Genomic DNA, 26,618 nt, shown 5'->3' on the forward strand with positions numbered 1-26,618 from the left:
ACAATTCATTGGTCATAATTGTAATATGCATGATATAACTTTTCTTATTATGAAAGAGTAGAGAACATATGTAAACGGAGCAAAAAGGAGGTGGATTTGCCACCTCTTTTTGTTAGCTACAAATCGCCTTAATCATAAAACGATGTTGCTTCACATCAAAATAACCTTTTTGTAAGATGATTTCATGTATACGATATAATTCCTCACAATACCTTTCAACAGTAAAATCAGGAATTTGCCACGGAATCGCTTTTAAATAATAGACGATAGCGCCAATGTCATAAAAGCGTTGGAAAGGGAATTCCTCTTTTGCATCTAAGATAGTAAATCCATTTTGCTTTAACTCACTGCATGCGGTTTCGAGAGACCAACTTGCAAATTCGCTATTTAGTGGTGAGCCAAACTGCTCATTAAGTTCCGCGCAATCAAGACCGCCAACTTGTTGTGTAAGAAAAACGCCACTTGGAGAAAGAATTCTGTTTACCTCAGAAGCAGCATACGATTCATGTTGATTTATAATTAAATTAAATTGACCATCTTGAAATGGCAAAGCAGTATCATCGGTCACTTCTACAACGGTAACCCCTAAAGGCTCTAATTTCTTTCGAGCAATTGGCACATTTGGAGCGTAGCCCTCAGTAGCGAATATAGTTGACGGGAACGGTTGTAACATAGATAAAAACTCTCCGCCGCCAGTACCCATATCGAGCATTGATTCTGCACGTTGCATAAGCTGAAAAGCAGTACTGCCGTATGACCACGATAAAGGCTCGCTCTTCATTCGACCTGTTTCTGAAATGAAAGAAAAATCCCAGCCGCTAAAATGTGTATTTGCACTTTCTAATAAAGTTAAAAATAATGGATCACGTTTCATAATTATGTCCTCCTATTTTTTTAATGGATGATATGATGAGAAAAGAAAAAGGGAGGACCTCTTATTAAAGTGGAACGGTTTTATGTTTCGTGTTCGAATAGATTCATATAAAGTTACTCCTTGTGAGAATTGTTATTTATATATTCGGGTTAATTGAGTGAAAATCCTTTGAGGGTATAAAAGAAGGCAGTTGTTTAATGAAAAAATAAATTGAGTTATCTACTTTTATAGTGTAATTGTTCATTCATACGCATAAAAAAATTATTCTCTCCATAAAATAGTAAAATTATACTGGAGGTTGAATTATGAAAAAATTTAGTGTATTTTCAATAACCTTGATGACTTTTGGAATGTTATTATTTGGATTAAATAGGATAATAGATAGCTATTCTGAGCCTATTATCCTATTAGGGTATATTTCTTTTTTAATTGGAGTGGTTCTGAGTATTATAGCGATTGCTAGACGTGAAGATGGAAGATTAAAATTCATATCACTTATCTCTTTCTTTGTTGTCCTGTTTTTCATTACTTGGTTTGAGTCGTTTCAGGTACTACGAATTATTACTTGGCTAAAAAATATCTATTAAAATTTAAATTGTTGGTAAAAATGGGAAACCTTAAATTTAGGTTTCTTTTTATTATATTCGATTATCAATATTAAAACTTATTAGAGCCATTAATAAAAGAAATAGATATATATACCGAGTGTAAAAATATTTTAATTCTTTGAAAACATTCAGCGATTTAGTATTCTTTATATATGGAATATTTTGTTTATGCGAAAAGAGGGCAAGGTGCTATATGAAAAGAATGAAAAATGTAATGTTAGTATTGTTATGTTTCTTATGTTTAAGTGGGTGTAATTATAAAGATGACGATCAGGTGAAAAAATATGTGAAAAAAAAGCACGGAATTGATGTGATTGTAACACATTGGGGTGCTATAAACGAAGGGAATATGGGGCATACATATCATACTGTTCAAGCAAAAAATAACAAAAATATTCAATTTAGAGTAGAGGTAGATGGCTTCTTATATTCAATAATAAAAGGTGATGAATATCAATACGGAAAAAAACATATGAGGAATATAAGAAATTTAAACCAATGCTAGAAGAAATTAAAAAATTAGGTTACGTGGAACCTGAAAATAAAAATGTTTTTCAATATATAGTGGATGATGATATAGAGGAGAAACCAACGGATAAGTTATTATTAACTTTAAAAATGAGTGACAAGATTGATTACAGTCAATTTGAATCAAAAGAATTAGATCGTTTATATGCTCTAATCCAATTCATTCAGAAGAGTAATAGAAAGATAACAACACTTGAAATTGAGGATTATAATGGTGAATCTATAGGCTTGCCTTTTCAAAATGTGCAAAAAGCTATAACGAAAGAAGAACTGCTTTTAACAATGAAAAACACAGTAAGCGGTTATTGGACATATTTGGTTCAAACTGAAACAAAAGTAGGCGTAAGGTTAAATGAAATTCAAAATGATCGTTTTGAAATTGAGGATATTACTTGTCCACACCCGAAAGACGGCAATTGTCTAGAGTATGAATTGACATTAGTTTTCAATGACAGTGAGATAAAATATAGAAATGATCCATATGTAATAGATGATTTGAGAAAGGTAGTCACTATTCTTAAAGAAGAACTATATAATAAGGAATTTAACATATATTTAAGGAACAAGGATGGAACAAGTTATTCACTCTGGCTATCATCCGAAAAAATTAAGGAAAGTAATAACATAGAAGAGTTAGTAAAATAATGATATAAAGAAGAAATTTAAAGTACTTTTTATGTTTGTTATTTCTGTATTCAAAAGGAAAACCGCTTATGCTTCATTTTTGAAGCATAAGCGGTTTTGTTTAAAATACTTAAAAAGAAAAATTTTTTGGTAAAGTACCACTTTTTATTACTGTTCTTAGTCCATGTTTTATAATCCAAGGATTAATAGGATGCTGTTTATCACGTAATTGCTGTAACCACTGAAAAACGAGTTCTTTATCTTCTTTCGTAATATCGTTCATATGATTGGCTACAGATTTTTGAACATATTTAGAAGGGTCATTCATTAAAGGTTCAAGAAGCTGTAAATTGTTCTTAAAGTCACCTTTTAGAGCTCCAATTTTTTTAGCCCAAGGAAGCCTTGGTCTTGTACCTTCAGAAACTAATCTTCTAATGTGGCTGTTTTCGTCATAAATCCACTGTTGCAATATGTCTAGTGTGTCTTCATGGTATGTTTGAAGAAAAGGCCGAATGGCATATTCAGCAGTATTCCTTTTCGTTATTTCATACATGTAAATGTGCCTACTTCTGTTGTATTTTCTGGTCCTAATGTTTTCAGTAATATATGTATGGCTGCATTAAAATCTTTTTGTAAAGCATTGTGTAATTCATCTGCAATTACTTCAATACGATGCTTTAACTCTAAATTTTCAACTTTACATGTTACAGAAGATACAAAGTTTCTTTTAGAGAAAGTAGGATCGTGTTTACAAATAGAATCAGCCATTTTTTCTGCTAATTCTTCGTTAAATAAAAATTTTAACGGAACATATTTACCCATTTTTTCACCTCAGTGGTCAAATGAAAACAATTTTTATTTTTTAATCGACAATCCATAAACTAAAGTCTCACTCGGAGTCGTAATACTAAAACCTGTCGTCTTATAATCAAGTTTCACCGTATCACCAGTGTAGTCTTTCGTGAATGAATCCATTTGTACGATAAGATCTGCATCTTCATATACAACATCATCTGCGTTATATGTATCCCAAATTAAATCGACATCAACGAAAATACTACAAGAGTTTGTCATTGTCCCTCTAATGCGAATGATCTTTTTGTCTTTACGTTCTAATCTATGTATAGCTGCTTTTGCTTCATCAGTAATGCGAATGTTCATTGTATCCCAACCTTTAATTATATTTCTTCTATTATGGCAAAAACAGGAGTAATAGGGAAGCAAAGAGGTTTGCAATAAAAAACGAGCAAACAAATTTGTTTGCTCGTTTCACTTTATTTTAGTTCACATTTATCAAGTGGAATCACTTTTGTTTTTTTCGTAAATTTATATCCTAACCATAGTACTAAGAAGAGTGGTAAACCGATGTAAGAAACGAGTACGCCGTTCCAATCGATTGATTCACCCATAAATGCGCCGTAGTTTTGTCCTAAAATTACGATGATACAAAGTGTAAATGCGAAGATTGGACCGAATGGGAACCATTTTGCTCTATATGGTAAGTCTTTTAAATCTTTGCCTTGTACGGTATATGCTTTACGGAAACGGTAATGACTAATTGCTATTCCAACCCATGCGATAAAGCCAGACATTCCAGATGCGTTTAATAACCAAATGTATACAACACCGTCACCGAATAAAGAAGCAATGAAAGCGATACTACCGACAATTGACGTTACGATTAATGCGTTTACAGGTACACCGCGGCTATCTAATTTGCCTAAGAATTTTGGTGCTTTTCCTTGGCGAGCTAAATCCCAAAGCATACGAGTTGATGCGTACATACCAGAGTTACCAGCAGATAGTACTGCCGTTAAAATAACAGCGTTCATAACAGAGGCAGCAAAGGCAACGCCCGCTTTTTCAAAAATAAGTGTAAATGGACTTACTGTTACATCACTTGCAGCAAGGCTTTCAGTCGTATAAGGAATTAATAAACCGATAACGAGAATCGCAAGGATATAGAATAAAAGAATACGCCAAAAGATAGAACGAATTGCTTTCGGAATATTACGCTCTGGATCAGATGTTTCACCAGCAGCAACTCCTAACAATTCAGTACCTTGGAAGGAGAAACCAGCTGCCATAAACACACCGATAATTGCCATGATGCCGCCGTTAAATGGAGCATCTGCAACAGTGAAGTTTTTGAAGCCAACAGTTTCGCCGCCCATAATTCCGAAAATCATCATGAAGCCGACAATTAAAAAGATAATAATAGTAACTACTTTAATAAGTGCGAACCAATATTCAGATTCACCAAACCCTTTAACAGATAAGTAGTTTAAAAGGAAAATAATAGCTAAACATAATCCACTCCAAATAAGAGAAGGGGTATCTGGGAACCAAAATTTCATAATTAATGTTACGGCTGCAAGTTCAGCAGCGATTGTAATGGCCCAGTTATACCAATAGTTCCATCCAAGTGCAAAGCCAAGTGATGGATCAACAAATTTTGTTGCATACGTACTAAAAGATCCAGTAACAGGCATGTAAGCTGCGAGTTCAGCTAAGCTTGTCATTAAGAAGTAAACCATAATTCCAATTGCGGCGTATGCAATTAATGCGCCGCCAGGACCAGCTGAATGGATGACACCACCGCTGGCAAGAAATAGTCCGGTACCAATTGTACCGCCGAGAGAAATCATCGTAAGGTGACGCGATTTTAATCCGCGTTTTAATTCACCTTGTCCTTGTGTAGTTTGCGTTTTAGAGGTAGATTGATTTGTTGCGCTATTCATGTTCAACACTCCTTTTCTTGTAGGTTAGGAAGGAGCGGGGGAGAAAAATACAAAAAACCGCCAAAGGAATTTGGCGGAACGTTTCACAAATAACCACCCCATCATACCCTTCCGTTAAGATAGCACCCCACGTTTACACGGTAATTTTGTAAACGTGACAGTTCTGTTCCTTTCGGAGACAGCCCCAGCTCATATTTCCAGAGAAGAAATATAAACTTCGGCAACTTTTCCTTTCAAACGGAGTCGGTGACATTCTCTGTGTCTCGTCCGTTTTACTATTAAAAGTCGCAACCTCTACCTCATCGGATTGATGAGGATTTATATATTGCTAAGATTTTTAATATATGGCAATTGTAATGACTTTCTGAATATATTGCAAGATATTTTGTTAGGAAAAGTCAAAAAATATCGGTTATTGTATAGGAAACGCTTGCAAAACTCCACCCGAACCTACTATTATGTAGCAATAAGCAAAGAAAAAATTGTTATACAAATGTTTCGCAAAAAATATTGAAAAACCCTCTAAATAAAAAGAAAATTCAGAAAAATATAATTCGACATTCATAATAAAGTCATATTATTTGTTATAATTAGAGTAACGTTTAAGCAAAAAGGGGAAATCAAAATGAAATTAGAAACAAAAAGGCTCTATATAGTGCCGTGTACAGAAGAGAGGATTCAAGTCGCTAACGAGCAAGGATATAATAGCGGTCCGCATATTGTAGGGCATGTAGAGAATGTAAAACAAGATGCGGCTTTATTACCATGGGGAGCGTGGTATGTTTTTCGGAAAGAAGATGATAGCGTTTTAGGTGATATTGGGTTTAAAGGGAAACCAAACGAGAATCAAACAGTAGAAATAGGCTATGGATTTATTGAGAAATATTGGAATCAGGGCTATGCAACAGAAGCTGTAAGAGAACTAATCGATTGGGCTTTCAAAACAGGAGAGGTAGAAACAATAATTGCGGAGACACTCCTAGATAACTATAGTTCGATGCGTGTTTTAGAAAAGTTACATATGAAGAGAGTAAATGCTACAGAAACGATGATTAATTGGAAAATAGAAAAATAAAAAATACCGCTCTAAATTGAGCGGTATTTTTTATAGTTATGGTAGCATTTGCTTCTGATCATTCGGATACTCAGCCGTTGATGCGTGAGGGCGATTGGAATGATTTCGAACAGCAATGAAAATAGAAATAATAACGACAAGACCAACTGCAACGTAAGAAAGTGAAATAACAGTTGGATCCACTTTAAATGTAGTAAGCAGTGTACGTATATTTGTAAATATAATAAGACCACCAACTAATACGCCAAGTAAATGGGGTGGAACGATGCGGACTAACCATGCAGCAATTGGAGCTGCGACAATACCGCCGAGCATTAAGGCAAATACCCAAACCCAGCTTACTTGTTCCCAGCCAAGTGAGATGAAGAAGCCGATTGTTGCAGCGAGTGAAACAGGAAATTCACTCGTATCTACAGATCCAATAACTTTTCTAGCTTCATTTCCTCTTGCTAGAAGAACGGGTGTCGTAATCGGCCCCCAACCACCGCCACCAGTTGAATCAACGAATCCAGCGAATAAACCAAGCGGCACAAGTTGTTTGGCAGACATACGCTTATTTGAAGTGACAATTTGTTTTTGAATGATGAATCGTAATAAAATATAAACCCCTAAAGTAAATAAAAATACGGAAATGTACGGTTTGATTACATCTCCAGGCAAATTACTTAAAAAACATGCCCCAATAAATGCGCCGATTGCCCCAGGTAATGTAAGCCTGGAAACTGTATATTTATCAACGTTTCCAAATTTGATATGAGATGCGCCAGAAGCTGCAGTTGTAACGACTTCAGCTAAATGAACCGATGCGGAAGCTACAGCCGGTGCAATACCAAACATTAATAATAGTGAAGTAGACGTTACCCCATACGCCATTCCGAGTGCTCCATCGATCAATTGAGCGAAAAATCCAATAATAGCAAAGACAATTAATTTCTGCATAAATAATCCCCCTGTAATAATAAATGAAAAAGACACTTTTCCCGTATGAGAAAAGTGCCTTTGGTTTTTCCAATCAGCAATAATTAAATTTGTTTCATTATAATACATATTAATCGTATAAATCAACTGGGTTTTAAAGTTTTTGAATTGAATGAAAGAAAAATAAAATATACAATAAAAGGATGGAGAGAAAGGGGAGAAAGACATGTTACGATTTGATCATCTCGTTCACACAGTTCATGGTACACCGGAGGAAGCGGCAAAACAAATGCAGGAACTGGGATTTCATACTGTATTAGGCGGAGAGCATACGAATTGGGGTACTTGGAATAGTTTAAGTTATTTTGATTTATCATATATAGAATTTTTAGCAGTTCAACATGAAGAAAAAGCGAAAGAAGCAGAAAATCCATTAGTACAAGAAACAGTGGTGAAACTACAAAATGGAGAAGGAATGCTACAAATCGCGATCCGAACAGATGCAATTGAGGAGCTAGCAGTTAACTTTAATAAGTACGGCTTACATACGATAGGGCCATTTGAAGGGAAACGTATGAGAAAAGATGGCCGACTTTTAGAATGGAAAATGTTATTCGTTAAGCAAGAAGAGAACGGACCGAAATTACCTTTCTTTATACAGTGGAATGAAACGGACGAAGAAAGAAGAAACGATTTACGTAACAGTGGGACGATTACTGAACATAAAAACAAAGTGCAACAAATTGAAACGATTCATTACGCAGTAAAAAATGTTCGAGAAACAGTACGGAAATGGAAAGAAGTAATGGAGCTATCTACAAGCTCAGTTGTGAAAAATGAAAAATGGAATGCCGAGTGTCAAAGTGTAGTATTTGGAGATATTCATGTGCAGTTTTGTGAACCGATTGGAGAAGGGCTAGTACTAGAACATTTGAATAAGAATGGTGAATATCCATTTGCAGTAGAGTTTAAAGGTGGAAATAAACGAGAGCATGAAGTGTTAGGGAGTTTGTACATATATTGATAGAGGTGAACGTTGTGGAAGAAATGCTTAGAGAGATAGAGAGAATACTAGAATGGCCTCGTATTGCAACGTGTACAGCTATTTCAAAAGGTTTTTCACATGAAGAGAAGTATAAAATTGAATTAAAGAATCAAGAAACCTATTTTGTAAAAGTATGTGATGCTGTTCATTTTGAACGTAAACAAGAAGAATATACGTATATGAAACAATTAGAGTCATTACATATTCCAACACCCAAGTTAATTCATTTCATAATAATTGAGAAATTAAATAAATGTGTTCAAGTATTTGAATGGACCCGAGGTATAAATGGTGAAGAAGGTTTAACGAAGTTATCGTTGGAAGAACAGTATAATGCAGGAAGAAAAGCAGGGGAAGTATTAAAGAGGATTCACTCAATTGAAAGAGAAAGTGCAAGTAATAAATGGGAAACATCTAGATGGAATAAATACGAAAGATACATAGAGGCACTAACAGATTACGAGGTGAATTTTCTGGATTTGAAGCCAGTATTAACCTTTGTAGAAAATCATAAAGATTTATTGGGAAATCGTCCAATAAGATTTTTACATGATGACTTCCATCCAGCAAATAGCATGATTCATAATAAGGAATTTATCGTTATCGATTTTGGTGGATATGATTTTGGTGATCCAATACACGATTTTTATAACGTAGCGATTTTTACTATAAGAATAAGTAAACCATTTGCGGTTGGACAAGTTCACGGTTATTTCGGAGGCGAACCATCGCTTCATTTTTGGAAACTGTATACATTGTACGTCGCGATGACATTCCCAGCGGATATCGTTTGGACGAATCGAAGTACACCGCATTTAGTAGATGATATGAAGGAAAGATTAAATGGAATTTTAGAAGATCATAATCATTTTTCATCTTATATTCCAAAATGGTATCAATCAAGCGAATTTAATAAATAAAGGAGTAATTTATATGGATAAAATAGCAGTAATTTCAGATATTCACGGTAATATTCAAGCATTAGAATCCGTGTTGAATGATATTAAATTAAGAGGAATCGAGCGCATTATTTGCCTTGGAGATTTAGTAGGAAAAGGACCTCATTCCAGTGAAGCAATTGAAATCATTCGTAAAGAATGTGAAGTAGTCGTAATGGGAAACTGGGATGATTTTATTACAAAGCCGACTGAATTTGAAGCATTGAAATGGCATCAAAAACAATTATCGGAAGAACAAAATGACTATTTAAGAAACTTACCATTTTCAATCGAGTTTTATATGAGTGGAAAATTCATTCGTATGTTTCACGCTTCACCGAGAAGTTTATATGAAAGAATTCAACCACACGCTTCAAGAGAAGAACGTATTAGTATGTTCGAAAATAGTGATCTGACGGAAAATATAGAAGGGGAAAGAAAACCAGATGTCGTTTGTTACGGTGACGTTCACCAAGCGTTCGTTCAAAATTTCAGAGGGAAAACGTTATGTAATGCCGGTAGCGTAGGAAACCCACTTGAAATAACGCAAGCTTCCTATTTAATATTTGAAGGGACTTACAATGAAAAAGAAGCAGCGAGCTTTTCTATTCAACTTGTACGAGTACCGTATGATATTGAATTAGCTATCAGACTAGCAGAAGAACTCGAAATGCCAGAAATTGAAGAATACAAACAAGAATTACGGACTGCTTTATATCGAGGGTTTAAGGGAAAGTAAGCTAATAATATATCAACGATTTTTCAAATATATCTATCATAACTTAAAATATATCAATGATTTTTTCGAGATATCAGCGATTCGAGAAAGGATATCAATTTACTGACAAGTAGTGACATGAATTATTATCTATAATTATATTATGTCAACTAATTATAAAGGGAGATATCATGAACCGAAAACAAAGAATCAAAGAAATTGCAGATCATATTGTAAAGCTAAACTTAACCCATCCAATAAGAGTTGGAGTAAGCGGTATTACAGCCTCAGGAAAAACAACATTTGCAAACGAACTAGCGGAAGAAATAAAAAAACGAGGATTACCAGTAACACGCGCCAGCATTGATGATTTTCATAATCCAAGAGTGATTCGCTATGCAAAAGGAAAAGAATCTGCAAGAGGGTATTATGAAGATGCACACGATTATATAGCTTTCAAAGAAAGATTATTAATGCCTTTAGGACCTAACGAAAATTTACAGTATGAAACGATTTCTCATAACTTAATAACGGATATGCCTGTACATAATGAGCCGCTATTGGCCACGCAAAATATGATATTAATAGTAGATGGAACGTTTCTATTGAAAAAAGACGTTGCGGATTTATTTGATTACAAAATCTTTGTAGATACAAATTTTGAGATTGCGAGAAAACGTGGTGCTAAGCGGGAAACTGAAGCTTTTGGAAGTTATGAAGAAGCAGAGAAGATGTTTTTAAACAGGTATCACGCGGCTTGTAAAATGTATATAGATGAGCATAATCCGAAAGAGTGTGCGAATGTTATATTTAAGAATAGTGATTTAGGAAATCCAGAAGTTATATTTCATGAAAGAGCGTAATACATAATCAGAAATATATGTATAGCCTTTTGTTTATTGTTATAATTAAATTAATTTTATGAAGCAAATAAAAGGGGATAAGACAATAAAAAACGCAAAAAGGGGACAAGAAATATAATGAATGAAGTACTAGAACTAAAAGAAGAACTACTACAAATTAAAAATAACAATTATGCTGTACCAGAAGACGTAGATGCATATCCATATGCGCAGTGGATGCTAGATTATATCGGATCACCAGATGCTGAATTACGTGATGATTTAATTTATAGTACGCTTCATACATGGATTACAAATGATGTGTTTAGACAAAAAGAATTACGAGGGTTAATGCTACAAGCAATTAGTCCTGATTATTTATTTTATAAAATTGGTGAAAAGGGAACAGACTCTGTATTTAAACGTGCATTCTCCGTATTAATTCCACCGCTTATTTTATCTGTTCATGAAAGAGAACCGTTGTTATCCGAAGAACAACTGTACAGTGTAGCAGAACAAGTGCTGGAATATGTATATTTAGAAGAAGATGTAAGAGGTTACGTAGAAGGAAAAGGCTGGGCACACTCTACTGCACATGCAGCAGATGCGCTTGATGCGTTAGCACGTACAATCCAAAATCGTGAATTTTCGTATGCGATTCTTGCAGCTGTTCGTCAGAAGGTACGCTTACATGACTACGTATACATTCACTTTGAGGATGAGAGATTAGTAGCACCAATTATGTCGTTACGTAACCAAAATCTTTTAACTGAAGAAGAGTGGAGCAATTGGCTACATAGCATAGCAATTGTTGAAGACATCCCGCATCCTCAATATGATATTTTGGTACAAAATATTAGAGCTTTCTTAAGAAGTTTATATTTCAGAGCTTTAGAGACAGAGGGTAGTACAGCCTTTACAGATGATATATTGGAGACTTTGAAGGGTTTGCGTAGGTATTAAAAATTCGTTTTTCTAACAGAAAAGTACATAAAATCAACACCTCCCAACCATACTAATAAAATGTTTTGGAGGTGAGTTTAATGGACAAAAAAGACTTTGAAAAAGTATATAATGATTATTTACATCAAGGGGAAGAGCAAGCTCAATTTGAAATAGCTCAGGAAGTTACTTCAGGAGCAGAACAAATTGTTGCTGTTCGTAAAAATGATGAAGGTGATTTGATTGCTTTTAAAACAAGTAGCGGAAGAGAGTTAGATTATATGACTGCTCTTAGTGAAGCAAAATCAGGGAAGTTAGCTCATGTGGACGTATTTCATAAGTATGGTAGAGATATTATACGTAGTGAACCGGATGGAATAAAAGAAAATAATTTAGATAATCTACCTTCATTTTAAACGGGTAAACCTCAAGAAGAGAATGTTCATTCCGATATTCTCTTCTTTTTTTGCGAAGTTTTCCTTGCAAATAGACGATTCATTTTTAAAGTGCGATCATACTTTTAAAGAGCTCTCTAAATTTCTCTTTATCTTCTGCTGTAAATGGTTTCGGTCCCTTTGTACGTTTACCACTTTTTCGAACCATTGCACTTAAATATCGTGTTTGTAACAATTGTTCAATGTTATCATTCGTATACTTATAGCCTTTATGGTGTAGTACGATACAGCCTTTTGCTAAAGCGAGCGAAGCAAGACCGTAATCTTGTGTTACGATTAAATCTTCTTTTTTTGCTAACTGCATAATTCGGTAATCTGCAGCATCTGCTCCGGAATCAACATATATTGTTTCCACACCTTTTGGTTGCTGAGCATTAGAATAATGAGAAAAGCTAGTAACGAGGGTTACAGGAATTTCTGCATTCGTAGCCTCTAAAATAATCACATCTTTTACAGGACAAGCATCTGCATCAACATAAATTTTCATTTTTATCACTCCTATAAAGTGAAACTTTAATCAGTGGGGGGTTCATCCTCCACTGATTATTAATTGAACCAATCGGGCATTTACGGGCAGTTGATCTCCCACCTAACTTCTTTGCTACAGCTGAATTTTGAGGTGGGAGTTTGATTGCCCGTTAATGCGGGAAAACTAGGTTCGTGTTGATAATAATGGTAGATTTTTCTTTTGTCAAACGATAGAGCTTTATGTAAAGTTATTTTTCACAAATTAAAATAGCCTCTCGCAAACGAGAAATACCTTCCTCAATTTGATCAATATTCACTTTTCCATAAGATAAACGAATATAACCATCTTTCGCACCGAAAATACTACCGGGCATAAAGGCGATTTCTTGTTTTAAACTTTGCATAATAAGTTGCTTTTCATTTATTGGTTCTTTTAATTTTCCCCATATGTATATACCACCAGTCGGGTTTGAAAAAGAGATTTTATCATGAAGTTGCTCGTTTAGGGCGCGAACGATAACGTCTCTTTTTTCTGCTAATTGTTTTCGTAACGGTACGATATGAGAATGAAATGGTACAGTTTCGAAAAATTGTTGCATAAGCCACTGCGGGAAAATGCTCATACCTAATTCCATTTGGTGCCTTGCGTCTGATAACCTTTCTACTACAGACTGCGGAGCGACAAGCCAGCCGACTCGTAAACCTGGTGCAATCATTTTAGATAAAGAATGTACATAAATGACAGTTCCATTTTCATCAATCGATTTTAAAGTAGGGCAAGGTTGTTTCTTTTCTAGTGTAAGTAAACTAGAAGGATCATCTTCCACAATCGCAATTCGTAAATCTGCGCAAAGTGATAACAGTTTTTTTCTACGTTTTGGATGCAGCATCGTTCCCGTAGGATTTTGGAAATTTGGATTTAAAAAGATCATTTTTATACGATGTTTTCTATACAACTCTTGTACATCATCCGGATTAATACCATGTTCATCGACAGGTAACGGGAAAATACGAATACCTGCTGATTGGAATAACGGTAAGGAATAACAGTGTGAAGGACTTTCGAAAGCGACTGCATCACCTGGATTTAATAAACATTGCACGATAAGGTGTAAGGCTTGCTGTGCGCCAGATGTAATCATAATGGATTGTTCAGTCGCTTCCACTTTTAAATATTCCTTCATATATTTTACGACCGCTTGTCTCAGCGGGAGATAGCCTTGTGGATGATCGTAACTTAATGAATGTGTTAACGGTTGTTCTCGTAAAATTGTTTGTAGTTGATCGTGTGGGTAGAGATTACAACCGAGTTCTCCGTTTGCGAAATCAATAATATTTTCATTTTGTTGTACTTCTGCCCGAATATGGCGAAGTAACGGTAAGTTTGGTAAGAATGTACCGCCTTCTACGAAATTTCTCCAGTTCGGCGTTAATGTTGGAGAAACGCCCCACATATGTGTACTTACACGTGTACCTTTACCAGTCGTACTTTCTACAATTCCCATAGCACGTAGTTCGTTATAAGCAGTCGTTACTGTACTTCGGTTTACATTTAACTGTGTAGCTAATTTTCGTTCGGAAGGTAGGAAGCTTCCTGGAGGAAGTTCTCCGTATGTAATACGTTTTTCAATAAAGTCAACAACTTGCTGATAAATGGGGATTTTACTGTCGTTATCTAGCTTCCATTCCATACAAACGCCTCCGCATCTCTTATATACATTCAGTATAACAAATTGGCTGGGTAAAAAAACAGCCAATTGGACGGTGTTATATCCAGCCAATTTTACTATGCTAAATATGGAAGGGGAGATTTGGATGAAACGATGGCAAATGGAATGGCTCCTAGTATCTGTTGCATTAGTATGGGGAGCAAATTATACAATAGGAAAGTATGGCGTGGCATATATGTCATCCATTCAATTTAATAGTTTACGATTTTTAGTAGCATCACCGGTATTATTACTTATTACATTTATGATGGAACGCTCATTACGTATTGAAAGAAAAGATTGGTTACGATTAGTAGCAGTCGGTATCGTTGGTACGGCAATGTATCAAACGATGTTTATGCTATCTGTGAAATATACTTCAGCAACGAACGCCTCATTATTAATTGCAATGTCACCTATTTTTACAGGGATATTAGCAGTATTACACAAACAAGAACGTTTTTCGATGAAAGTACAAATTGGTTCAATAGTAGCGTTTATTGGTGCAGCATTCGTTTTATTAACAGGGCATACAGGAGGAGCTACTTACGAGTATGCGTGGCTCGGAAATGTAATTGGATTAGTCGCAGCAATTGCGTGGGGATGGTATCCAATATTAGCGCAACCTCTTATCACAAAATACTCCGCAATGAGAGTCACGTCATGGTCTACTTTAATTGGAATTGTACCGCTAGTTATATACTGTTTATTCAACGTAAATTCATTAACATTGCCAGTAGATACACCAAGCTGGGGATCACTAGCATATTCAATCATCTTCGCGACCATCTTCGGACTAGCAATGTGGTATGTCGGCATTAGTCAAATAGGCTCAACGAAAGTAATGGTTTATATGTATCTCGTACCATTGTTCGCAGTTATCTTTGCGGCAGTAACAATTGGGGAACAAATCAATATGATGCAACTAGTTGGCGGGCTTATTATCTTCATCGGTTTATATGTTGTAAAAAAAGGTGGAATCAAAAAGCCAGCTCTCAATTTGAAAAAAGTAAGTTAACAGTAAAAAGGATCTCTTTCATATAGAAGGAGATCCTTTTTGTTTTTGTAATAAAAGCGCTTGTTCAACGGCCCATTTTTGATGATCGTGAATGAGAAGCTTAACAGCAAGTAATGGAGACATCCAGCGTAAAACATGATCATCCTCACAGTTTTCAGTTTTTTTCTGCACCATGTTCGCAATATAAAAGAACCCATCGTTTAAATAATATGTATCTTCTTTCTCTGCATAAAAATATCGTGCCGCATTACCGATATATTGATCAATTTCAATTGACCATCCTAATTCCTCTAGTAGTTCACGGTGCAAACATTCTTCTTTTGTTTCATTACCTTCCATACCGCCACCAGGTAAAAAATAACGGTCACCTTTTTGGATAACAGCAATCATTAAAGAAGATGAATGGAAAATAATCGCATAACAACTAGGTCTTAATACATAATGAGCGGTAGATTTTTTCAGGCCAAACGTAAGTTTTGAAATCATAAAACACGCCCTTTCTCTATAAAACACATAAAAGGAATATAAAGGTAAATGCAGAATTATATAAGTATAATCTGAATAGATTGGAGTGATAACACCATGATAAATCGAAAATGTTCAAGATGTAAAGAAATAACAGGTACGTTGCACGGTGGTAAAAAAATTAAGGAAGAATTTCTATGTGAAGACTGTTTGCAAAAAGGAATTGAGAACGGGGAGATCGAATTATCACAAGTGAAGCAAGAAAAAACTTCGTATCTTTCTATAAGAATATTAAAAATAATGAGTGTGATTTATTTAATAGGATCAATTTTAATGGCTTTTTCAACTGGTCCATTTATACATAATATGGGATTTAATGAAATGTCAATTTTAGGATCAGAATTAGGTTTAATAAGTATTGTTATGCTAGCTTCTATATTCCAGTCTGTTCTTGTATTTTGCGGGATATGGGTATTCATTCTATTAGTAGAAACCGTCATTAAAATTTATGAAAAAATGAAGTGAGTGAGAGGGAGAAACATATGCGAGTAAGAAACATCCAAGGGGAAGATTATGTAAAGATTCATTCAGTTTTAAATGATTGGTGGGGCGGGAGAGACATGGTTGCCATGTTGCCAAAATTGTTTTTCGTTCACTTTCAAGAAACGAGTTTTATCATTGAAGAAGAAGGAGAAACGTTAGGGTTCTTATGCGGATTCTTTTCGCAAACGCATAAAGATGAAGCATATGTTCATTTTATCGGTGTAAATCCGAAGTATAGAAGAAGAGGAATCGCATCGACATTGTATTCATATTTCTTTGATGTCGCTCGTGCAAATAATCGTAAAGTTGTAAAAGCAATTACGTCACCAACTAATAAAAAGTCGATACAGTTTCATCAAGAAATTGGTTTTCGAATTGAGGCTGGGGATGATGAGGTAGAGGGTGTATCTGTACATACAAATTATGATGGGAACGGCGGTAGTAGAGTATTATTTTTGAAAAATGTGTAAAATTAGGCTAGCTTAACGTTAGCCTTTTTGTTGTGAGGAGATAAAAGTATGGAGAGTAAACAAAGTAGAAATGAGTACTTACGACGCATTTATAAAGTGCAAGATTATATAGAATCACATATAGATGATTCACTTTCAATTGAAGAGTTAGCGGATGTAGCAGGATTTTCAAAGTTTCATTTTCATCGTATTTTTAAGGGGATAGTAGACGAGCCATTATCACGCTATGTAAACCGATTAAAATTAGAAAGAGCAACAAATTTACTTACATACCGTTTGGATATGACAATTACAGATATTGCGTATCACTTCGGATTCACAGATTCAGCAGTTTTCTCCCGAACATTTAAAAATTATTACGGTGTAAGTCCCTCGCAATATCGAAACGACAATAGCAAGAATTGCAAAGACGTAAGTAATCCTTCTCAATACAATGAATGTAAGAAGGTTCGAGGAAATGTTGAAATTGTATCAGCGGACGATATAAACGTCGCATACATAAGACATATCGGTACATATGAAGAGTTAACGATAGCTTTTCTAAAAATGATAGAGAAATTATTTCATTACGCATCGAAGCAAAACTACCATGTATTCGAGGATACGAAAGTATTAACCATTTATCATGATCATCATGAATTTACAGAAGACAATCATTTAAGAACGAGTCTTTGTATAACAATTCCGAATGAATCCGCAGTAGAAACGAGCGACATTGGAATAATGGTAATACCTTCTGGAAAGTATGCGGTAGGTCATTTTGAAATATTCCAAGATGAATATAAAGGAGCGTGGGGTTTCTTATATGGTGAGTGGCTTCCCAATAGCGGATATAAGCCGAGAGATTCGTATCCTTTTGAAATGTATAAAAATGACCCAAGGCAACACCCGGAAAATAAACATATAGTTGATATATATGTACCTATCGAACCTTTTTAATCATGGATTAAAGGGGAATGAATAATGAAAACTGCTGAAAAGTTAGATCAGATTATAAAAGAAGAATACAAAAATATGAATGGTATGTTAGTAGTACAGAAAGGTAATGTTATTTTTGAAAACTATTATAATGGTCACGGCCCAACTGATGCATTTCATATAGCGTCAGTTACAAAAACAATTATCTCTACGTTAATTGGGATATGTGTAGATAAAGACTATATAAAAAGTGTTGATCAAAAAGTAATAGAATTTTTCCCGGAATATAACGTTCATTCATCTGAAATAACAGTGCGGCATCTTCTTACAATGACGGCTCCACATCCTTTCGTAGACTGGCAGGAACCGTTAGAAGAGCTATGTACGCAACGAGATTGGGTACAGTATACGTTAAATAAGATAGGAGAAGGCGGAGAAATTGGGATTTTTAAATATTCATCTGCAGGAGTTCATTTACTATCGGCAATCATAACGAGGGTAACAGGAAAAAGTGCGCGTGACTTTGCGAATGAACACTTATTTCAGCCGCTCGGCATGAGAGAAATTCTAAACTACAATATGAAAGCATTTGGGTTTGATGACTTATTCGGAAAAGATGTAAAGGGATGGGTTCATGATCCAAATGGTATTTCGACGGGCGGATGGGGACTAACGTTGACAGCTAGAGATATGGCTAAGTTTGGACAGCTGTATTTGCATGAAGGTATTTATAATGGAGAACAAATTCTTTCAAAATCATGGGTAAAAGAATCAATAGCAATGAACCAAAATCATTACGGTTACTTATGGTGGTTACGAGAAGAGGATGGAATCTTTTCATACTGTGCAATGGGCGATGGTGGGAATATGATTTGCTGCGTACCAGAGAAGGAACTGGTGGTAGTGATTGCTTCTGAAGTCATACCGAATGCAGGGGATAGATGGAAGCTAATTAAAGAATTCATACTTCCTTATTTAAAAGATTAATATGGTTATTTTTATAAAAATAAGAATGAAAGGTTTAGTTAAACTTGTTTTATTCTCTATGGTAGAAAAAAGTGATGTATTAACTAAGTTAAGCACCTAAGATTAGAAAATTTCAACACCTATACGATTATTGAATAGGCGTTGAAGTACTTTATAATTTGTTTAGGTACTTTTAACTCTTCGATGCATTAGATACATCATGCAAAACACAATTGCCAGCAAGATAAATTTAATTAATTCCATTAGGCTAATATCCCATCTTGTTTCTACTCCATCTGTTAAATAAAATACATTAAACATACCATGTAAAATTGCGGGTGTTATCACAGAATGGCTATACTCTCTCGTATACGTCAAAATTATAGATAATATAAATAATAATGAGAGATAGCTTAATATTCCTACAAGCTGAAACTGATAATTTTTATAAAAGATTGATACTGGTAAATGCCATAAAGACCAAAGCAATGCAGTAATGATTGCTGTTTGTTTTAATGAATATTTTTTTCGTAAATGGTAATGAAAATTTCCCCGCCATATGATTTCTTCTAAAAATGCAGACAAAGCAGCAATTGTAAGACCAATGAGTAGGAGAAATCCTAATTCATTACAATGATGAAATAAGAATTTTATATTATAAATATAAAAATAGAAATAGAAATGCAGACATAGACCTAGAAGTATTGGGAATAAAATGGAGAAAATTAATGTTCTTATTTTTGGACGTGAAATTCCAAATGTATGAACTATTTTTTGTTTCTTATATAATTTCTGATATAAAACAGCAGCTAAAAGCGGAATAACCATAGTAAACCCTAAATAATTACGACCATTTTCTATGTTCAGTAAGATGATATATACAAGCGATGTGAGAAAATAAATACATAATGTTGAATGATAAACTATGTTTCTATTCATATTTTTCACCTACTTACATGTATAAGTGCTTAATCAAATATCCGATATTTTAATTATATATGAAATGGAAATTACATATGTTGAACTTGCAGAAAAAATCAGACCAACCCCGTAACTTTCCACAACAAAAAATCGTTTAACAAAAGAAACGATTTTCAATCAAGAATGGGGGAGAACAATGAAAATTTTAATTCTAGGTGGTACGCGATTTTTAGGAAGAGCTTTTGTAGAAGAGGCTTTACAGAGAGGGCATGAAATTACGTTATTTAACCGAGGAACAAACAAAGAAATTTTTTCTAATGTGGAGCAGTTAACCGGTGACAGAAATAACGATGTATCAAGTTTAAAAAATCGAACGTGGGATGTTGTCATAGACACATGTGGATTTTCTCCACATCATATTAGGAATGTTGGAGAAGTGCTTAAAGATAATATTGAACACTATATATTCATCTCAAGCCTTTCCGTATATAAAGATTGGATTCCGCATGACATAAAAGAAGACTATATATTACAACCTGAACCGACGGAAGAGCAAATAAAGGCTGTAGAGAATGGTGAAATATCTCCTTATGAGCATTATGGTGCGCTGAAAGTATTATGCGAAAAAGAAGCAGAGAAGTATTGGCCGGGGCGTGTTTTACACGTAAGAGCAGGACTTCTTTCAGGAATGTTCGATTATACAGATCGACTTCCATACTGGATTCAGCGTGTAGCAAAAGGAGGTAACGTGTTAGTTCCAGGAAGAAAAAATCGTCCAGTGCAGATAGTTGATATAAAAGATGTCGCGAGATTTGGACTCAACATGGCAGAAAATAATAAAGCAGGTACATTCAATATAACAGGTCCGAATGATGAATTGACGATGGAAGAGCTATTAAATACGTGTAAAAAAGTTACGAATAGCGATGCTGAATTTGTTTGGGTAGACGAATCGTTTATGAGTGAACACAATGTGCAGCCTTGGACAGAAATGCCTTTGTGGATTCCAGAAACTTTCCCATTAGATGGTGGGACGAAGCCGTGGAGAGGCGGGTTTTCTATTTGTATCGAAAGTGCGGTTAATGAAGGGCTTACTTTTAGAAGAATAGACGAGACAGTTACAGATGTGTATGAGTGGATGGAGAGTACGGAAGAATGGGAATTAAAAGCAGGTATTTCAGGCGAGAGGGAGAAGGAATTGTTAGAAAGATGGTATCAATAAATTTAGCGGAGTTCTTTGAATATGCTTGATTGCACATAAGGAGGAAAAGGTGATGTGGAAAGACACCATTCACAGTATCTCATCAAATTTAAGCTTGAAAAACCCAGCTACGAAGGATGAACTTACTGATATACAAAAATGTTTACATGTGGAGTTACCGAATGATTTATATCAATTATTACAGGAAACAAACGGTATAGAAGGTGAATACGGTGACTTTATATGGTCTGCTTCAAAAATTAAAACTGAAAATATGAGTATGAGAAATATAGTTGATTTTAAGGATTTATACATGCCTTTTGACTGTTTATTATTTTTCGCTGATGGTGGAAATGGTGATTTGTTTGGTTATTCCATTTTGAATGGAATAGTGCAAAGAGATGATATATATGTATGGAACCATGAAAATGATAGTAGAACGTGGGTTGCTCCTTCTTTAAAAACTTTCATGGAGTGGTGGGAGAGTGGGAAGATAACAATTTAAATATAGTATCAAGAAAAAACGCTTTGTTATTAAAGAAACAAGGCGTTTTTCGCATGTACTATTATTGTAATATATGCATATGTATTGTTACTGATGAAAAGATTCGTAAAATTGAAAAAACATTGAACAAACTAGGGAAATTTAGTAATCTTATTTGTACGATAAATAATAGTTTTATAGCGATTTTTAAATGAAATATAGGAGGTAATCGTTGTGGATCTTACGTTCAAAGTTGAGGAAACATGTTTTAATTACCGCGTTGGAGCAATTTGTAAACATGATAATAAAATACTCATTCTGCAAGGTGACGGTGAAGATTTTTGGTATGTACCCGGCGGTAGAGTAAAAATGCTAGAGAATAGTGAAGATGCATTAAAACGAGAGCTTGCGGAAGAGATAGGTGTTCCTATTAAAAGGAAAAGGTTAATATGGTCAGTAGAAAATTTCTTTACACTTTCTGAGCGAAAGTTTCATGAAATTAGTTTTTATTATGAAGTAGAGCTACATGAGTTACCTGCGAGTGGAGCGGATCAATATATTTTGGAAGAAGAGGGTAGAACGTATTTGTTTAGATGGGTGCCAGTAGAAGAACTGCATACATATAACTTACAGCCTGCATTTATAAAAGAGAAAGTAAAGGATGTATCAGTTCACACAGAACATATCGTATTACAAAAGTAAATGTATTCGGAGGGGAAAATGGTGAAGGGAACTAAAAAAGAGGTACATATAAATGACAAAGTAATTTATTATACACATATCGAAAAAGGTTCTAGTACCGTTTGCTTTATGTTTTCAGGTTCAGGATACAATTATGATAAGCCGTTATTTTATTACGCAACGATGTTAATGCTTGAACATAAAATAGATGTTGTACATATTCATTATTCTTATGATGGACAATTAATGAATAAACCAATGGAAGAAGTAACGAAAGTAATGATGGATGATATTAATCCTGTAATAAATGAAGTATTAAAAGATGAGCAATACAACGAGACTATGTTTTTAGGGAAGTCACTCGGAACAATTCCGATTGTAAATGATTTAATGAAGAGAGAAGAATTCGCGCAGTCAAAAATGATACTACTTACACCTTTACTGACGTTTGATACAATTTTTGATTCTATCTTACATAGTCGACACGAAGGGTTTTTAGTTATTGGGGATAAAGATCACCAATACAATGCAGATCAAATTGATCAGTTATATAAAACGAATTTACAGATTGAAGTTGTCAAAAATGCAAATCATTCTGTAAATGTTGGGGGATATGAAACGGAAAATTCAATTGAGGCTATAGCGAAAATAGTAGGAAAACTTAAAGAAGTTGTTAGGACAAACTAACCTATTAATACATGCAAAAGAGGTGCGAATTGCACCTCTTTTACTTTAATAAGCCTTCAAAACATGAAGTAAATAATCCTTACGATTCAGCGGATTATAATCAACACGTTTTCGAGTAGGGAAGGGAGCCATAAGCTTTGTGAAACCAGCTGGCTTCGTTGTAAATATGCCTTCTCCTTCTGTAAATGAATGAAGCATGCGTTTAAAATTCTCTGTTTTCGCAACAGGTAATGATCCTGTTAATTGGTAAGAATTATTATATAATATAGGCTCTGCAAAAGTTGCTGGAACGGCAGCGAGCTTATACATTGCGGTACTAATTGCTTGCTCCGGTACAGTTAATTCAAACGCATTAACTGGTTCATATACATATGTTGCAGCTTGTTTTAAAGCATCCATTAAAACGAGCGGTGTTAAGTTTCTAAAGTCACTCGCTGTTGTAACAGGACTAGCATAACCAGTATGTGTTAACGTGACGATAATATCTGTAACTTCCCACCCATATAATCCTTGTTTTAACGTTTGAAATACCGTATCTTCAATCGCTTTATGAAATGCTAAAGGTAGTGAGCCGAGCTCAACACCTAATTTATATGTTATACCGCAATTAAGTTCACCACGTTCAACTTTGAATCCGATTGTTGCGTAAAATGGATTCTCTTTTTCACCCATTACTTCAACAGAATTGCCTACGCCAATTGGTTTCTCGATACATACAACTCGCGTATTTGAAAAATTAACCTGCAAATTATATTTCTCATAAAGTGTTGTTTCAATTACTTCTTTTTGTACCTCACCGAAAAGGCGAATATATAGTTCATTATGAACATTGTCTTTCCAAACTTTAATGAGCGGATCTTCTTCACATAGTTCCATAAGAACAGCGTATAAATTATGAATTTGCTCTTTAGGTACCGCATCAATGGCAGCTTCCATTTGTGGTTCGGCAAAGTGAATATCTTTTATATAATCCGTACGTTCACCGATAATATCACCAATTTTAATATCATTCAGCCCCCACACTTTACAAAACTCACCGCTAGGAACGGTAGAAGTTTGAACGGTATCTCCATTATGAAATAGGCACATTTTTTTTATCTTTTCTTTATGGAATAGAGACTTACTGCGCTGTATATTAACATATTTTCTAACATGTAAGCTACCTGAAAAAACTCTTATATAAGCAACCTTTTCTCCAGAAGGTTCACGTTCAATTTTAAAAACAACACCGGATAATGGTTCCTCTTGTGCCGATGTAAGAGCTGGAATGAGAGCCGGAAGTTTTTCAAGAAGTTCTGTTACGCCCATACCAGTCATTGCTGAACCGAAAAAGATTGGATACACATTCGCTTGCTGTATTTGCTGTTCTAGTTTTTCTCTTAATAGTGCGTCCGGTATTATTTCGTTATTTACATATGATTCAAGTAACGATTCATTAAATGGTGCTAACAGTTCCATACAATCGTCATATGATTTGTATTCAATGATTCGGGCTTCTTTCGTTCCTTCGTTTTCTACAGAGTAGAAAGGGAATGCTTCATTTGAAAGAACCTCTTTTATTTGTTTCATAACTTTTTCAGTATTTGCACCGCTACGATCAATTTTATTTACGAATATTATTGTTGGTATGTTTAATTTCTGTAATGTGCGCATTAAAATTTTTGTTTGTGCTTGCACACCTTCAACAGCAGAAATAACTAAAATTGCACCGTCTAAAACGCGAAATGATCGCTCCACTTCAGCGATAAAATCAGCGTGTCCAGGTGTATCTATAACATTTACTTTTAAGTCATTGATATAGAAAGAGACTACAGATGCTTTAATCGTAATTCCGCGCTGCCTTTCTAATTCCATTGAGTCAGTTTGTGTATTACCACTATCTACTCGGCCAATTTCTTTAATCACATTCGTTTCATAAAGAATACGCTCAGTCAAACTCGTCTTGCCAGCGTCTACATGCGCGACGATCCCTATATTTATTGTTGTCATATGTGAATATCCTCATTTCATTTCCCATTTTTAATTCCCTTTTTCTATTTGTGTATTGCCGCATTACAATCACTCTCCAGTCATTTAAATTAGTACTATTATAGTGCAATTAACATTTTTTGTAACGCGACAAGGCGCCTTAATTTGGAAAAATATAAATGAAAATAAAATGCTTGCATTCTAAATCGATATAGATTATATTAATTGATATATCAACTATTGATACATCAAATGTTTTTGTTTTGTATGTAAAGGAGGGATAGTTTGACAAGTTCATGCTCAAAAGAAGCGATTATTTTATATAAATTACACTTTCTAAATAAAGAAGTAAGTTCGAAGTTTGAAGGGTGTACGGGGATGAGCCAGTCTCGTTTAGAGCTTATACTTCAGTTATATGAAGTTGGTGAAATTAGTCAAAAAGCACTTCAACAAGAAGTGAATATTGATAATGCTGCGATAACGAGGCATTTAAAACAGCTTGAGGCAAATGAAATGATAGTAAGACGTAAAAATCCAGACGATAACAGAATTACGTTAGTTTCTCTTACTGAAGAGGGACGAAATAAAATTCAGGCGTTTCAAGAGGAAAAAGAACGTTTTGCAGCTTCAGCATTTAAAGGATTAAGTGAAGATCAGCGCGACAATCTTTTAAATATGTTAAATCACATTCAAGAAAATATAAAAGAATTATAAAAAAAGGGAGAATACAACTATGACTAACTCAGTAAAAACAAATGATTTTAACGAAATTTTAACAGGACGCCGTTCAATTCGTAAGTACGATACGTCAGTGAAAATTAGCAAAGAAGAAATGACAGAAATTCTTACAGAAGCAACACTTGCACCATCATCTGTAAACATGCAACCATGGAGATTTTTAGTAATTGAAAGTGACGAAGCGAAAGCAACACTTGCGCCACTTGCGAAATTCAACCAATCACAAGTAGAAACGTCTTCAGCAATGATCGCTTTATTTGGTGACTTAAACAACTTTGATAACGCAGAAGAAATTTATGGTACAGCAGTAGAGCGTGGACTTATGCCAGCAGAAGTAAAAGAAGATCAAATGAAAAAACTTTCAGCTTACTTCTCAATGGTTACACCAGAAGTCATGAAAGATACAGTGCTAATTGACGGTGGTCTTGTAGCAATGCAATTTATGCTAGCAGCTCGTGCTCACGGTTACGATACTTGTCCAATTGGTGGATTTGAAAAAGACCAAATCGCAGAAGCATTTGGACTAGATAAAGAACGTTACGTACCAGTAATGTTAATTTCAATCGGAAAAGCTGCTGATAGTGGTTACCAATCAGTACGTCTTCCAATTGACAAAGTTGCTGAGTGGAAGTAATCTAATTAGGTCATAGAAATATATGGAATATGAAAGGGGAAACACCATGATTATTATTCACGCAATATTTCAAGTAGACCCAGCAAAACAACAATCATTTTTAGAAGAAATTCAGCCACTCATTCACGGTTCAAGAGAAGAAAGTGGAAATGTATCTTATGATTTATATAAAGATACAGAAAAAGAAAGTGTTTATACGATGGTAGAAGTATGGAAAGATGAAGCAGCAGTTGCGAGCCATAATACGAGTGAACACTTCACATCTTTCGTTAGTAAAGCAGCACAGTATTTAACTGCTCCATTAGATATAAAAGCTTATAATGGAGAGTTAGTGAAATAATAAGGTAGAAAAGATGACTTTAGCGTATTGATATGATCCCCTTATAGTAGACAGTTGAAAGAAAGTTACTTTACTGTTTATTATGGAGGGGATTTTTTA

At 34.7% G+C, this 26,618-nt stretch carries 29 protein-coding genes, 2 pseudogenes and 1 riboswitch; of the genes and pseudogenes, 21 read left to right on the forward strand and 10 right to left on the reverse strand.

Features of this window, described 5'->3' with window-relative positions; genetic code table 11:
* Positions 1 to 112: 112 nt before the first annotated feature.
* Positions 113 to 874 (reverse strand): class I SAM-dependent methyltransferase, encoded by a 762-nt coding sequence (locus QO049_RS26645; protein ID WP_074625304.1) that lies wholly within the window; start codon positions 872 to 874, stop codon positions 113 to 115.
* 305 nt (positions 875 to 1,179) lie between these two features.
* Here QO049_RS26645 and QO049_RS26650 point away from each other — a divergent pair, with 305 nt between their 5' ends.
* The gene (locus QO049_RS26650; RefSeq protein WP_000714731.1) at positions 1,180 to 1,461 is read left to right on the forward strand and encodes a hypothetical protein; all 282 of its coding nucleotides are present in this window, start codon (positions 1,180 to 1,182) and stop codon (positions 1,459 to 1,461) included.
* Positions 1,462 to 1,675: 214 nt separating this feature from the next.
* Positions 1,676 to 2,655: pseudogene (locus tag QO049_RS26655) on the forward strand (hypothetical protein).
* A gap of 109 nt (positions 2,656 to 2,764) precedes the next feature.
* Here QO049_RS26655 and QO049_RS26660 read toward each other — a convergent pair.
* From QO049_RS26660 to QO049_RS26670, 3 genes and pseudogenes are all read right to left on the reverse strand, one after another.
* Positions 2,765 to 3,456 (reverse strand): annotated as a pseudogene (locus tag QO049_RS26660) (DNA alkylation repair protein).
* Between the two features lie 33 nt (positions 3,457 to 3,489).
* Positions 3,490 to 3,795 (reverse strand): iron-sulfur cluster biosynthesis family protein, encoded by a 306-nt coding sequence (locus QO049_RS26665; RefSeq protein WP_001026196.1) that lies wholly within the window; start codon positions 3,793 to 3,795, stop codon positions 3,490 to 3,492.
* Between the two features lie 113 nt (positions 3,796 to 3,908).
* Entirely contained in the window at positions 3,909 to 5,375 is a 1,467-nt protein-coding gene (locus QO049_RS26670; protein WP_001083389.1) for an amino acid permease, read from the reverse strand.
* A gap of 112 nt (positions 5,376 to 5,487) precedes the next feature.
* Positions 5,488 to 5,680: riboswitch (Lysine riboswitch) on the reverse strand.
* A 320-nt stretch (positions 5,681 to 6,000) separates the two neighbouring features.
* Here QO049_RS26670 and QO049_RS26675 point away from each other — a divergent pair.
* Positions 6,001 to 6,450 carry a GNAT family N-acetyltransferase gene (locus QO049_RS26675; RefSeq protein WP_016110242.1) on the forward strand — a complete coding sequence of 150 codons (450 nt, stop codon included), beginning with the start codon at positions 6,001 to 6,003 and terminating at the stop codon, positions 6,448 to 6,450.
* Positions 6,451 to 6,486: 36 nt separating this feature from the next.
* Here the strand turns inward: QO049_RS26675 and QO049_RS26680 are convergent, their stop codons facing one another.
* Positions 6,487 to 7,389, reverse strand: a complete 903-nt coding sequence (locus tag QO049_RS26680; protein ID WP_042890741.1) for a sulfite exporter TauE/SafE family protein — start codon at positions 7,387 to 7,389, stop codon at positions 6,487 to 6,489.
* Between the two features lie 205 nt (positions 7,390 to 7,594).
* On the opposite strand from QO049_RS26680, the gene QO049_RS26685 reads away from it, so the two are divergent.
* The 6 genes from QO049_RS26685 (at position 7,595) to QO049_RS26710 (ending at position 12,269) form a co-directional block, all read left to right on the forward strand.
* Positions 7,595 to 8,392, forward strand: coding sequence for a VOC family protein (locus QO049_RS26685; RefSeq protein ID WP_000943369.1), 798 nt, complete (start codon positions 7,595 to 7,597; stop codon positions 8,390 to 8,392).
* Between the two features lie 14 nt (positions 8,393 to 8,406).
* Complete coding sequence (locus QO049_RS26690; protein WP_284489644.1) at positions 8,407 to 9,333, forward strand: aminoglycoside phosphotransferase family protein; 927 nt, start codon at positions 8,407 to 8,409, stop codon at positions 9,331 to 9,333.
* Positions 9,334 to 9,346: 13 nt separating this feature from the next.
* A complete protein-coding gene (locus tag QO049_RS26695; protein ID WP_000357653.1) occupies positions 9,347 to 10,090 on the forward strand; it encodes a metallophosphoesterase family protein in 744 nt (247 codons plus the stop codon).
* A 170-nt stretch (positions 10,091 to 10,260) separates the two neighbouring features.
* Positions 10,261 to 10,932, forward strand: coding sequence for a nucleoside/nucleotide kinase family protein (locus QO049_RS26700; protein ID WP_118414585.1), 672 nt, complete (start codon positions 10,261 to 10,263; stop codon positions 10,930 to 10,932).
* A gap of 117 nt (positions 10,933 to 11,049) precedes the next feature.
* Complete coding sequence (locus tag QO049_RS26705; RefSeq protein WP_001006672.1) at positions 11,050 to 11,874, forward strand: DUF2785 domain-containing protein; 825 nt, start codon at positions 11,050 to 11,052, stop codon at positions 11,872 to 11,874.
* Positions 11,875 to 11,954: 80 nt separating this feature from the next.
* Positions 11,955 to 12,269 (forward strand): DUF3892 domain-containing protein, encoded by a 315-nt coding sequence (locus QO049_RS26710; RefSeq protein WP_000358163.1) that lies wholly within the window; start codon positions 11,955 to 11,957, stop codon positions 12,267 to 12,269.
* 85 nt (positions 12,270 to 12,354) lie between these two features.
* On the opposite strand, the gene QO049_RS26715 is transcribed toward QO049_RS26710, so the two are convergent.
* Together QO049_RS26715 and pdxR are read right to left on the reverse strand one after the other, a co-directional pair.
* Positions 12,355 to 12,795, reverse strand: coding sequence for a YaiI/YqxD family protein (locus tag QO049_RS26715; RefSeq protein ID WP_076538532.1), 441 nt, complete (start codon positions 12,793 to 12,795; stop codon positions 12,355 to 12,357).
* A 229-nt stretch (positions 12,796 to 13,024) separates the two neighbouring features.
* Positions 13,025 to 14,467, reverse strand: coding sequence for a MocR-like pyridoxine biosynthesis transcription factor PdxR (gene pdxR, locus QO049_RS26720; RefSeq protein ID WP_087966922.1), 1,443 nt, complete (start codon positions 14,465 to 14,467; stop codon positions 13,025 to 13,027).
* Between the two features lie 124 nt (positions 14,468 to 14,591).
* Here pdxR and QO049_RS26725 point away from each other — a divergent pair, with 124 nt between their 5' ends.
* A complete protein-coding gene (locus tag QO049_RS26725) occupies positions 14,592 to 15,503 on the forward strand; it encodes a DMT family transporter (RefSeq protein ID WP_284489642.1) in 912 nt (303 codons plus the stop codon).
* A gap of 18 nt (positions 15,504 to 15,521) precedes the next feature.
* Here QO049_RS26725 and QO049_RS26730 read toward each other — a convergent pair whose 3' ends face one another.
* Positions 15,522 to 15,989: an NUDIX hydrolase gene (locus tag QO049_RS26730; protein WP_087966926.1), complete on the reverse strand. Its 468-nt coding sequence runs from the start codon at positions 15,987 to 15,989 to the stop codon at positions 15,522 to 15,524.
* Between the two features lie 96 nt (positions 15,990 to 16,085).
* Here QO049_RS26730 and QO049_RS26735 point away from each other — a divergent pair, with 96 nt between their 5' ends.
* The 4 genes from QO049_RS26735 to QO049_RS26750 are packed head-to-tail and all read left to right on the forward strand — an operon-like array spanning position 16,086 to position 18,886.
* On the forward strand, positions 16,086 to 16,493 hold the full coding sequence (locus QO049_RS26735; protein ID WP_087966928.1) for a DUF3980 domain-containing protein: 408 nt from the start codon (positions 16,086 to 16,088) through the stop codon (positions 16,491 to 16,493).
* A 17-nt stretch (positions 16,494 to 16,510) separates the two neighbouring features.
* Positions 16,511 to 16,981 carry a GNAT family N-acetyltransferase gene (locus tag QO049_RS26740; protein ID WP_087966930.1) on the forward strand — a complete coding sequence of 157 codons (471 nt, stop codon included), beginning with the start codon at positions 16,511 to 16,513 and terminating at the stop codon, positions 16,979 to 16,981.
* Positions 16,982 to 17,029: 48 nt separating this feature from the next.
* Positions 17,030 to 17,920 carry an AraC family transcriptional regulator gene (locus QO049_RS26745; RefSeq protein ID WP_246960367.1) on the forward strand — a complete coding sequence of 297 codons (891 nt, stop codon included), beginning with the start codon at positions 17,030 to 17,032 and terminating at the stop codon, positions 17,918 to 17,920.
* A 24-nt stretch (positions 17,921 to 17,944) separates the two neighbouring features.
* Complete coding sequence (locus tag QO049_RS26750) at positions 17,945 to 18,886, forward strand: serine hydrolase domain-containing protein (protein ID WP_087966934.1); 942 nt, start codon at positions 17,945 to 17,947, stop codon at positions 18,884 to 18,886.
* Between the two features lie 162 nt (positions 18,887 to 19,048).
* Here QO049_RS26750 and QO049_RS26755 read toward each other — a convergent pair whose 3' ends face one another.
* Positions 19,049 to 19,813: a CPBP family intramembrane glutamic endopeptidase gene (locus QO049_RS26755; protein WP_246960364.1), complete on the reverse strand. Its 765-nt coding sequence runs from the start codon at positions 19,811 to 19,813 to the stop codon at positions 19,049 to 19,051.
* 169 nt (positions 19,814 to 19,982) lie between these two features.
* On the opposite strand from QO049_RS26755, the gene QO049_RS26760 reads away from it, so the two are divergent.
* From QO049_RS26760 to QO049_RS26775, 4 genes are all read left to right on the forward strand, one after another.
* Positions 19,983 to 21,008, forward strand: a complete 1,026-nt coding sequence (locus QO049_RS26760; RefSeq protein ID WP_139894547.1) for an SDR family oxidoreductase — start codon at positions 19,983 to 19,985, stop codon at positions 21,006 to 21,008.
* A 52-nt stretch (positions 21,009 to 21,060) separates the two neighbouring features.
* On the forward strand, positions 21,061 to 21,492 hold the full coding sequence (locus QO049_RS26765) for an SMI1/KNR4 family protein (protein ID WP_139894546.1): 432 nt from the start codon (positions 21,061 to 21,063) through the stop codon (positions 21,490 to 21,492).
* A 213-nt stretch (positions 21,493 to 21,705) separates the two neighbouring features.
* The gene (locus QO049_RS26770) at positions 21,706 to 22,173 is read left to right on the forward strand and encodes an NUDIX hydrolase (protein WP_000366230.1); all 468 of its coding nucleotides are present in this window, start codon (positions 21,706 to 21,708) and stop codon (positions 22,171 to 22,173) included.
* Complete coding sequence (locus QO049_RS26775; RefSeq protein ID WP_284489643.1) at positions 22,174 to 22,839, forward strand: alpha/beta hydrolase; 666 nt, start codon at positions 22,174 to 22,176, stop codon at positions 22,837 to 22,839. It abuts the gene before it with no gap.
* 45 nt (positions 22,840 to 22,884) lie between these two features.
* Here the strand turns inward: QO049_RS26775 and QO049_RS26780 are convergent, their stop codons facing one another.
* A complete protein-coding gene (locus QO049_RS26780; protein WP_246960361.1) occupies positions 22,885 to 24,828 on the reverse strand; it encodes an elongation factor G in 1,944 nt (647 codons plus the stop codon).
* Between the two features lie 264 nt (positions 24,829 to 25,092).
* On the opposite strand from QO049_RS26780, the gene QO049_RS26785 reads away from it, so the two are divergent.
* From QO049_RS26785 to QO049_RS26795, 3 genes are read left to right on the forward strand one after another with little or no spacing between them, the layout of a single operon-like run.
* Entirely contained in the window at positions 25,093 to 25,521 is a 429-nt protein-coding gene (locus QO049_RS26785; protein ID WP_078418102.1) for a MarR family winged helix-turn-helix transcriptional regulator, read from the forward strand.
* 19 nt (positions 25,522 to 25,540) lie between these two features.
* On the forward strand, positions 25,541 to 26,179 hold the full coding sequence (locus QO049_RS26790) for a nitroreductase family protein (protein WP_098207496.1): 639 nt from the start codon (positions 25,541 to 25,543) through the stop codon (positions 26,177 to 26,179).
* A 46-nt stretch (positions 26,180 to 26,225) separates the two neighbouring features.
* Positions 26,226 to 26,519 (forward strand): putative quinol monooxygenase, encoded by a 294-nt coding sequence (locus QO049_RS26795; RefSeq protein WP_044584585.1) that lies wholly within the window; start codon positions 26,226 to 26,228, stop codon positions 26,517 to 26,519.
* Positions 26,520 to 26,618: the final 99 nt, after the last annotated feature.

Source organism: Bacillus sp. RB3 (assembly GCF_030164735.1).
GTDB classification, from domain to species: Bacteria; Bacillota; Bacilli; order Bacillales; family Bacillaceae_G; genus Bacillus_A; species Bacillus_A cereus.

Bases quoted from the DNA above. Each gene is read 5' to 3' on its own strand.
- QO049_RS26700 (WP_118414585.1), top strand. From the start codon at position 10,261: ATGAACCGAAAACAAAGAATCAAAGAAATTGCAGATCATATTGTAAAG.
- QO049_RS26780 (WP_246960361.1), bottom strand. From the start codon at position 24,828: ATGACAACAATAAATATAGGGATCGTCGCGCATGTAGACGCTGGCAAG.
- QO049_RS26725 (WP_284489642.1), top strand. From the start codon at position 14,592: ATGAAACGATGGCAAATGGAATGGCTCCTAGTATCTGTTGCATTAGTA.
- QO049_RS26790 (WP_098207496.1), top strand. From the start codon at position 25,541: ATGACTAACTCAGTAAAAACAAATGATTTTAACGAAATTTTAACAGGA.
- QO049_RS26675 (WP_016110242.1), top strand. From the start codon at position 6,001: ATGAAATTAGAAACAAAAAGGCTCTATATAGTGCCGTGTACAGAAGAG.
- QO049_RS26710 (WP_000358163.1), top strand. From the start codon at position 11,955: ATGGACAAAAAAGACTTTGAAAAAGTATATAATGATTATTTACATCAA.
- QO049_RS26795 (WP_044584585.1), top strand. From the start codon at position 26,226: ATGATTATTATTCACGCAATATTTCAAGTAGACCCAGCAAAACAACAA.
- QO049_RS26730 (WP_087966926.1), bottom strand. From the start codon at position 15,989: ATGATTTCAAAACTTACGTTTGGCCTGAAAAAATCTACCGCTCATTAT.
- QO049_RS26750 (WP_087966934.1), top strand. From the start codon at position 17,945: ATGAAAACTGCTGAAAAGTTAGATCAGATTATAAAAGAAGAATACAAA.
- QO049_RS26760 (WP_139894547.1), top strand. From the start codon at position 19,983: ATGAAAATTTTAATTCTAGGTGGTACGCGATTTTTAGGAAGAGCTTTT.
- QO049_RS26740 (WP_087966930.1), top strand. From the start codon at position 16,511: ATGCGAGTAAGAAACATCCAAGGGGAAGATTATGTAAAGATTCATTCA.
- QO049_RS26765 (WP_139894546.1), top strand. From the start codon at position 21,061: ATGTGGAAAGACACCATTCACAGTATCTCATCAAATTTAAGCTTGAAA.
- QO049_RS26735 (WP_087966928.1), top strand. From the start codon at position 16,086: ATGATAAATCGAAAATGTTCAAGATGTAAAGAAATAACAGGTACGTTG.
- QO049_RS26745 (WP_246960367.1), top strand. From the start codon at position 17,030: ATGGAGAGTAAACAAAGTAGAAATGAGTACTTACGACGCATTTATAAA.
- pdxR (WP_087966922.1), bottom strand. From the start codon at position 14,467: ATGGAATGGAAGCTAGATAACGACAGTAAAATCCCCATTTATCAGCAA.
- QO049_RS26645 (WP_074625304.1), bottom strand. From the start codon at position 874: ATGAAACGTGATCCATTATTTTTAACTTTATTAGAAAGTGCAAATACA.
- QO049_RS26670 (WP_001083389.1), bottom strand. From the start codon at position 5,375: ATGAATAGCGCAACAAATCAATCTACCTCTAAAACGCAAACTACACAA.
- QO049_RS26705 (WP_001006672.1), top strand. From the start codon at position 11,050: ATGAATGAAGTACTAGAACTAAAAGAAGAACTACTACAAATTAAAAAT.
- QO049_RS26680 (WP_042890741.1), bottom strand. From the start codon at position 7,389: ATGCAGAAATTAATTGTCTTTGCTATTATTGGATTTTTCGCTCAATTG.
- QO049_RS26775 (WP_284489643.1), top strand. From the start codon at position 22,174: ATGTATTCGGAGGGGAAAATGGTGAAGGGAACTAAAAAAGAGGTACAT.
- QO049_RS26695 (WP_000357653.1), top strand. From the start codon at position 9,347: ATGGATAAAATAGCAGTAATTTCAGATATTCACGGTAATATTCAAGCA.
- QO049_RS26650 (WP_000714731.1), top strand. From the start codon at position 1,180: ATGAAAAAATTTAGTGTATTTTCAATAACCTTGATGACTTTTGGAATG.
- QO049_RS26665 (WP_001026196.1), bottom strand. From the start codon at position 3,795: ATGAACATTCGCATTACTGATGAAGCAAAAGCAGCTATACATAGATTA.
- QO049_RS26685 (WP_000943369.1), top strand. From the start codon at position 7,595: ATGTTACGATTTGATCATCTCGTTCACACAGTTCATGGTACACCGGAG.
- QO049_RS26715 (WP_076538532.1), bottom strand. From the start codon at position 12,795: ATGAAAATTTATGTTGATGCAGATGCTTGTCCTGTAAAAGATGTGATT.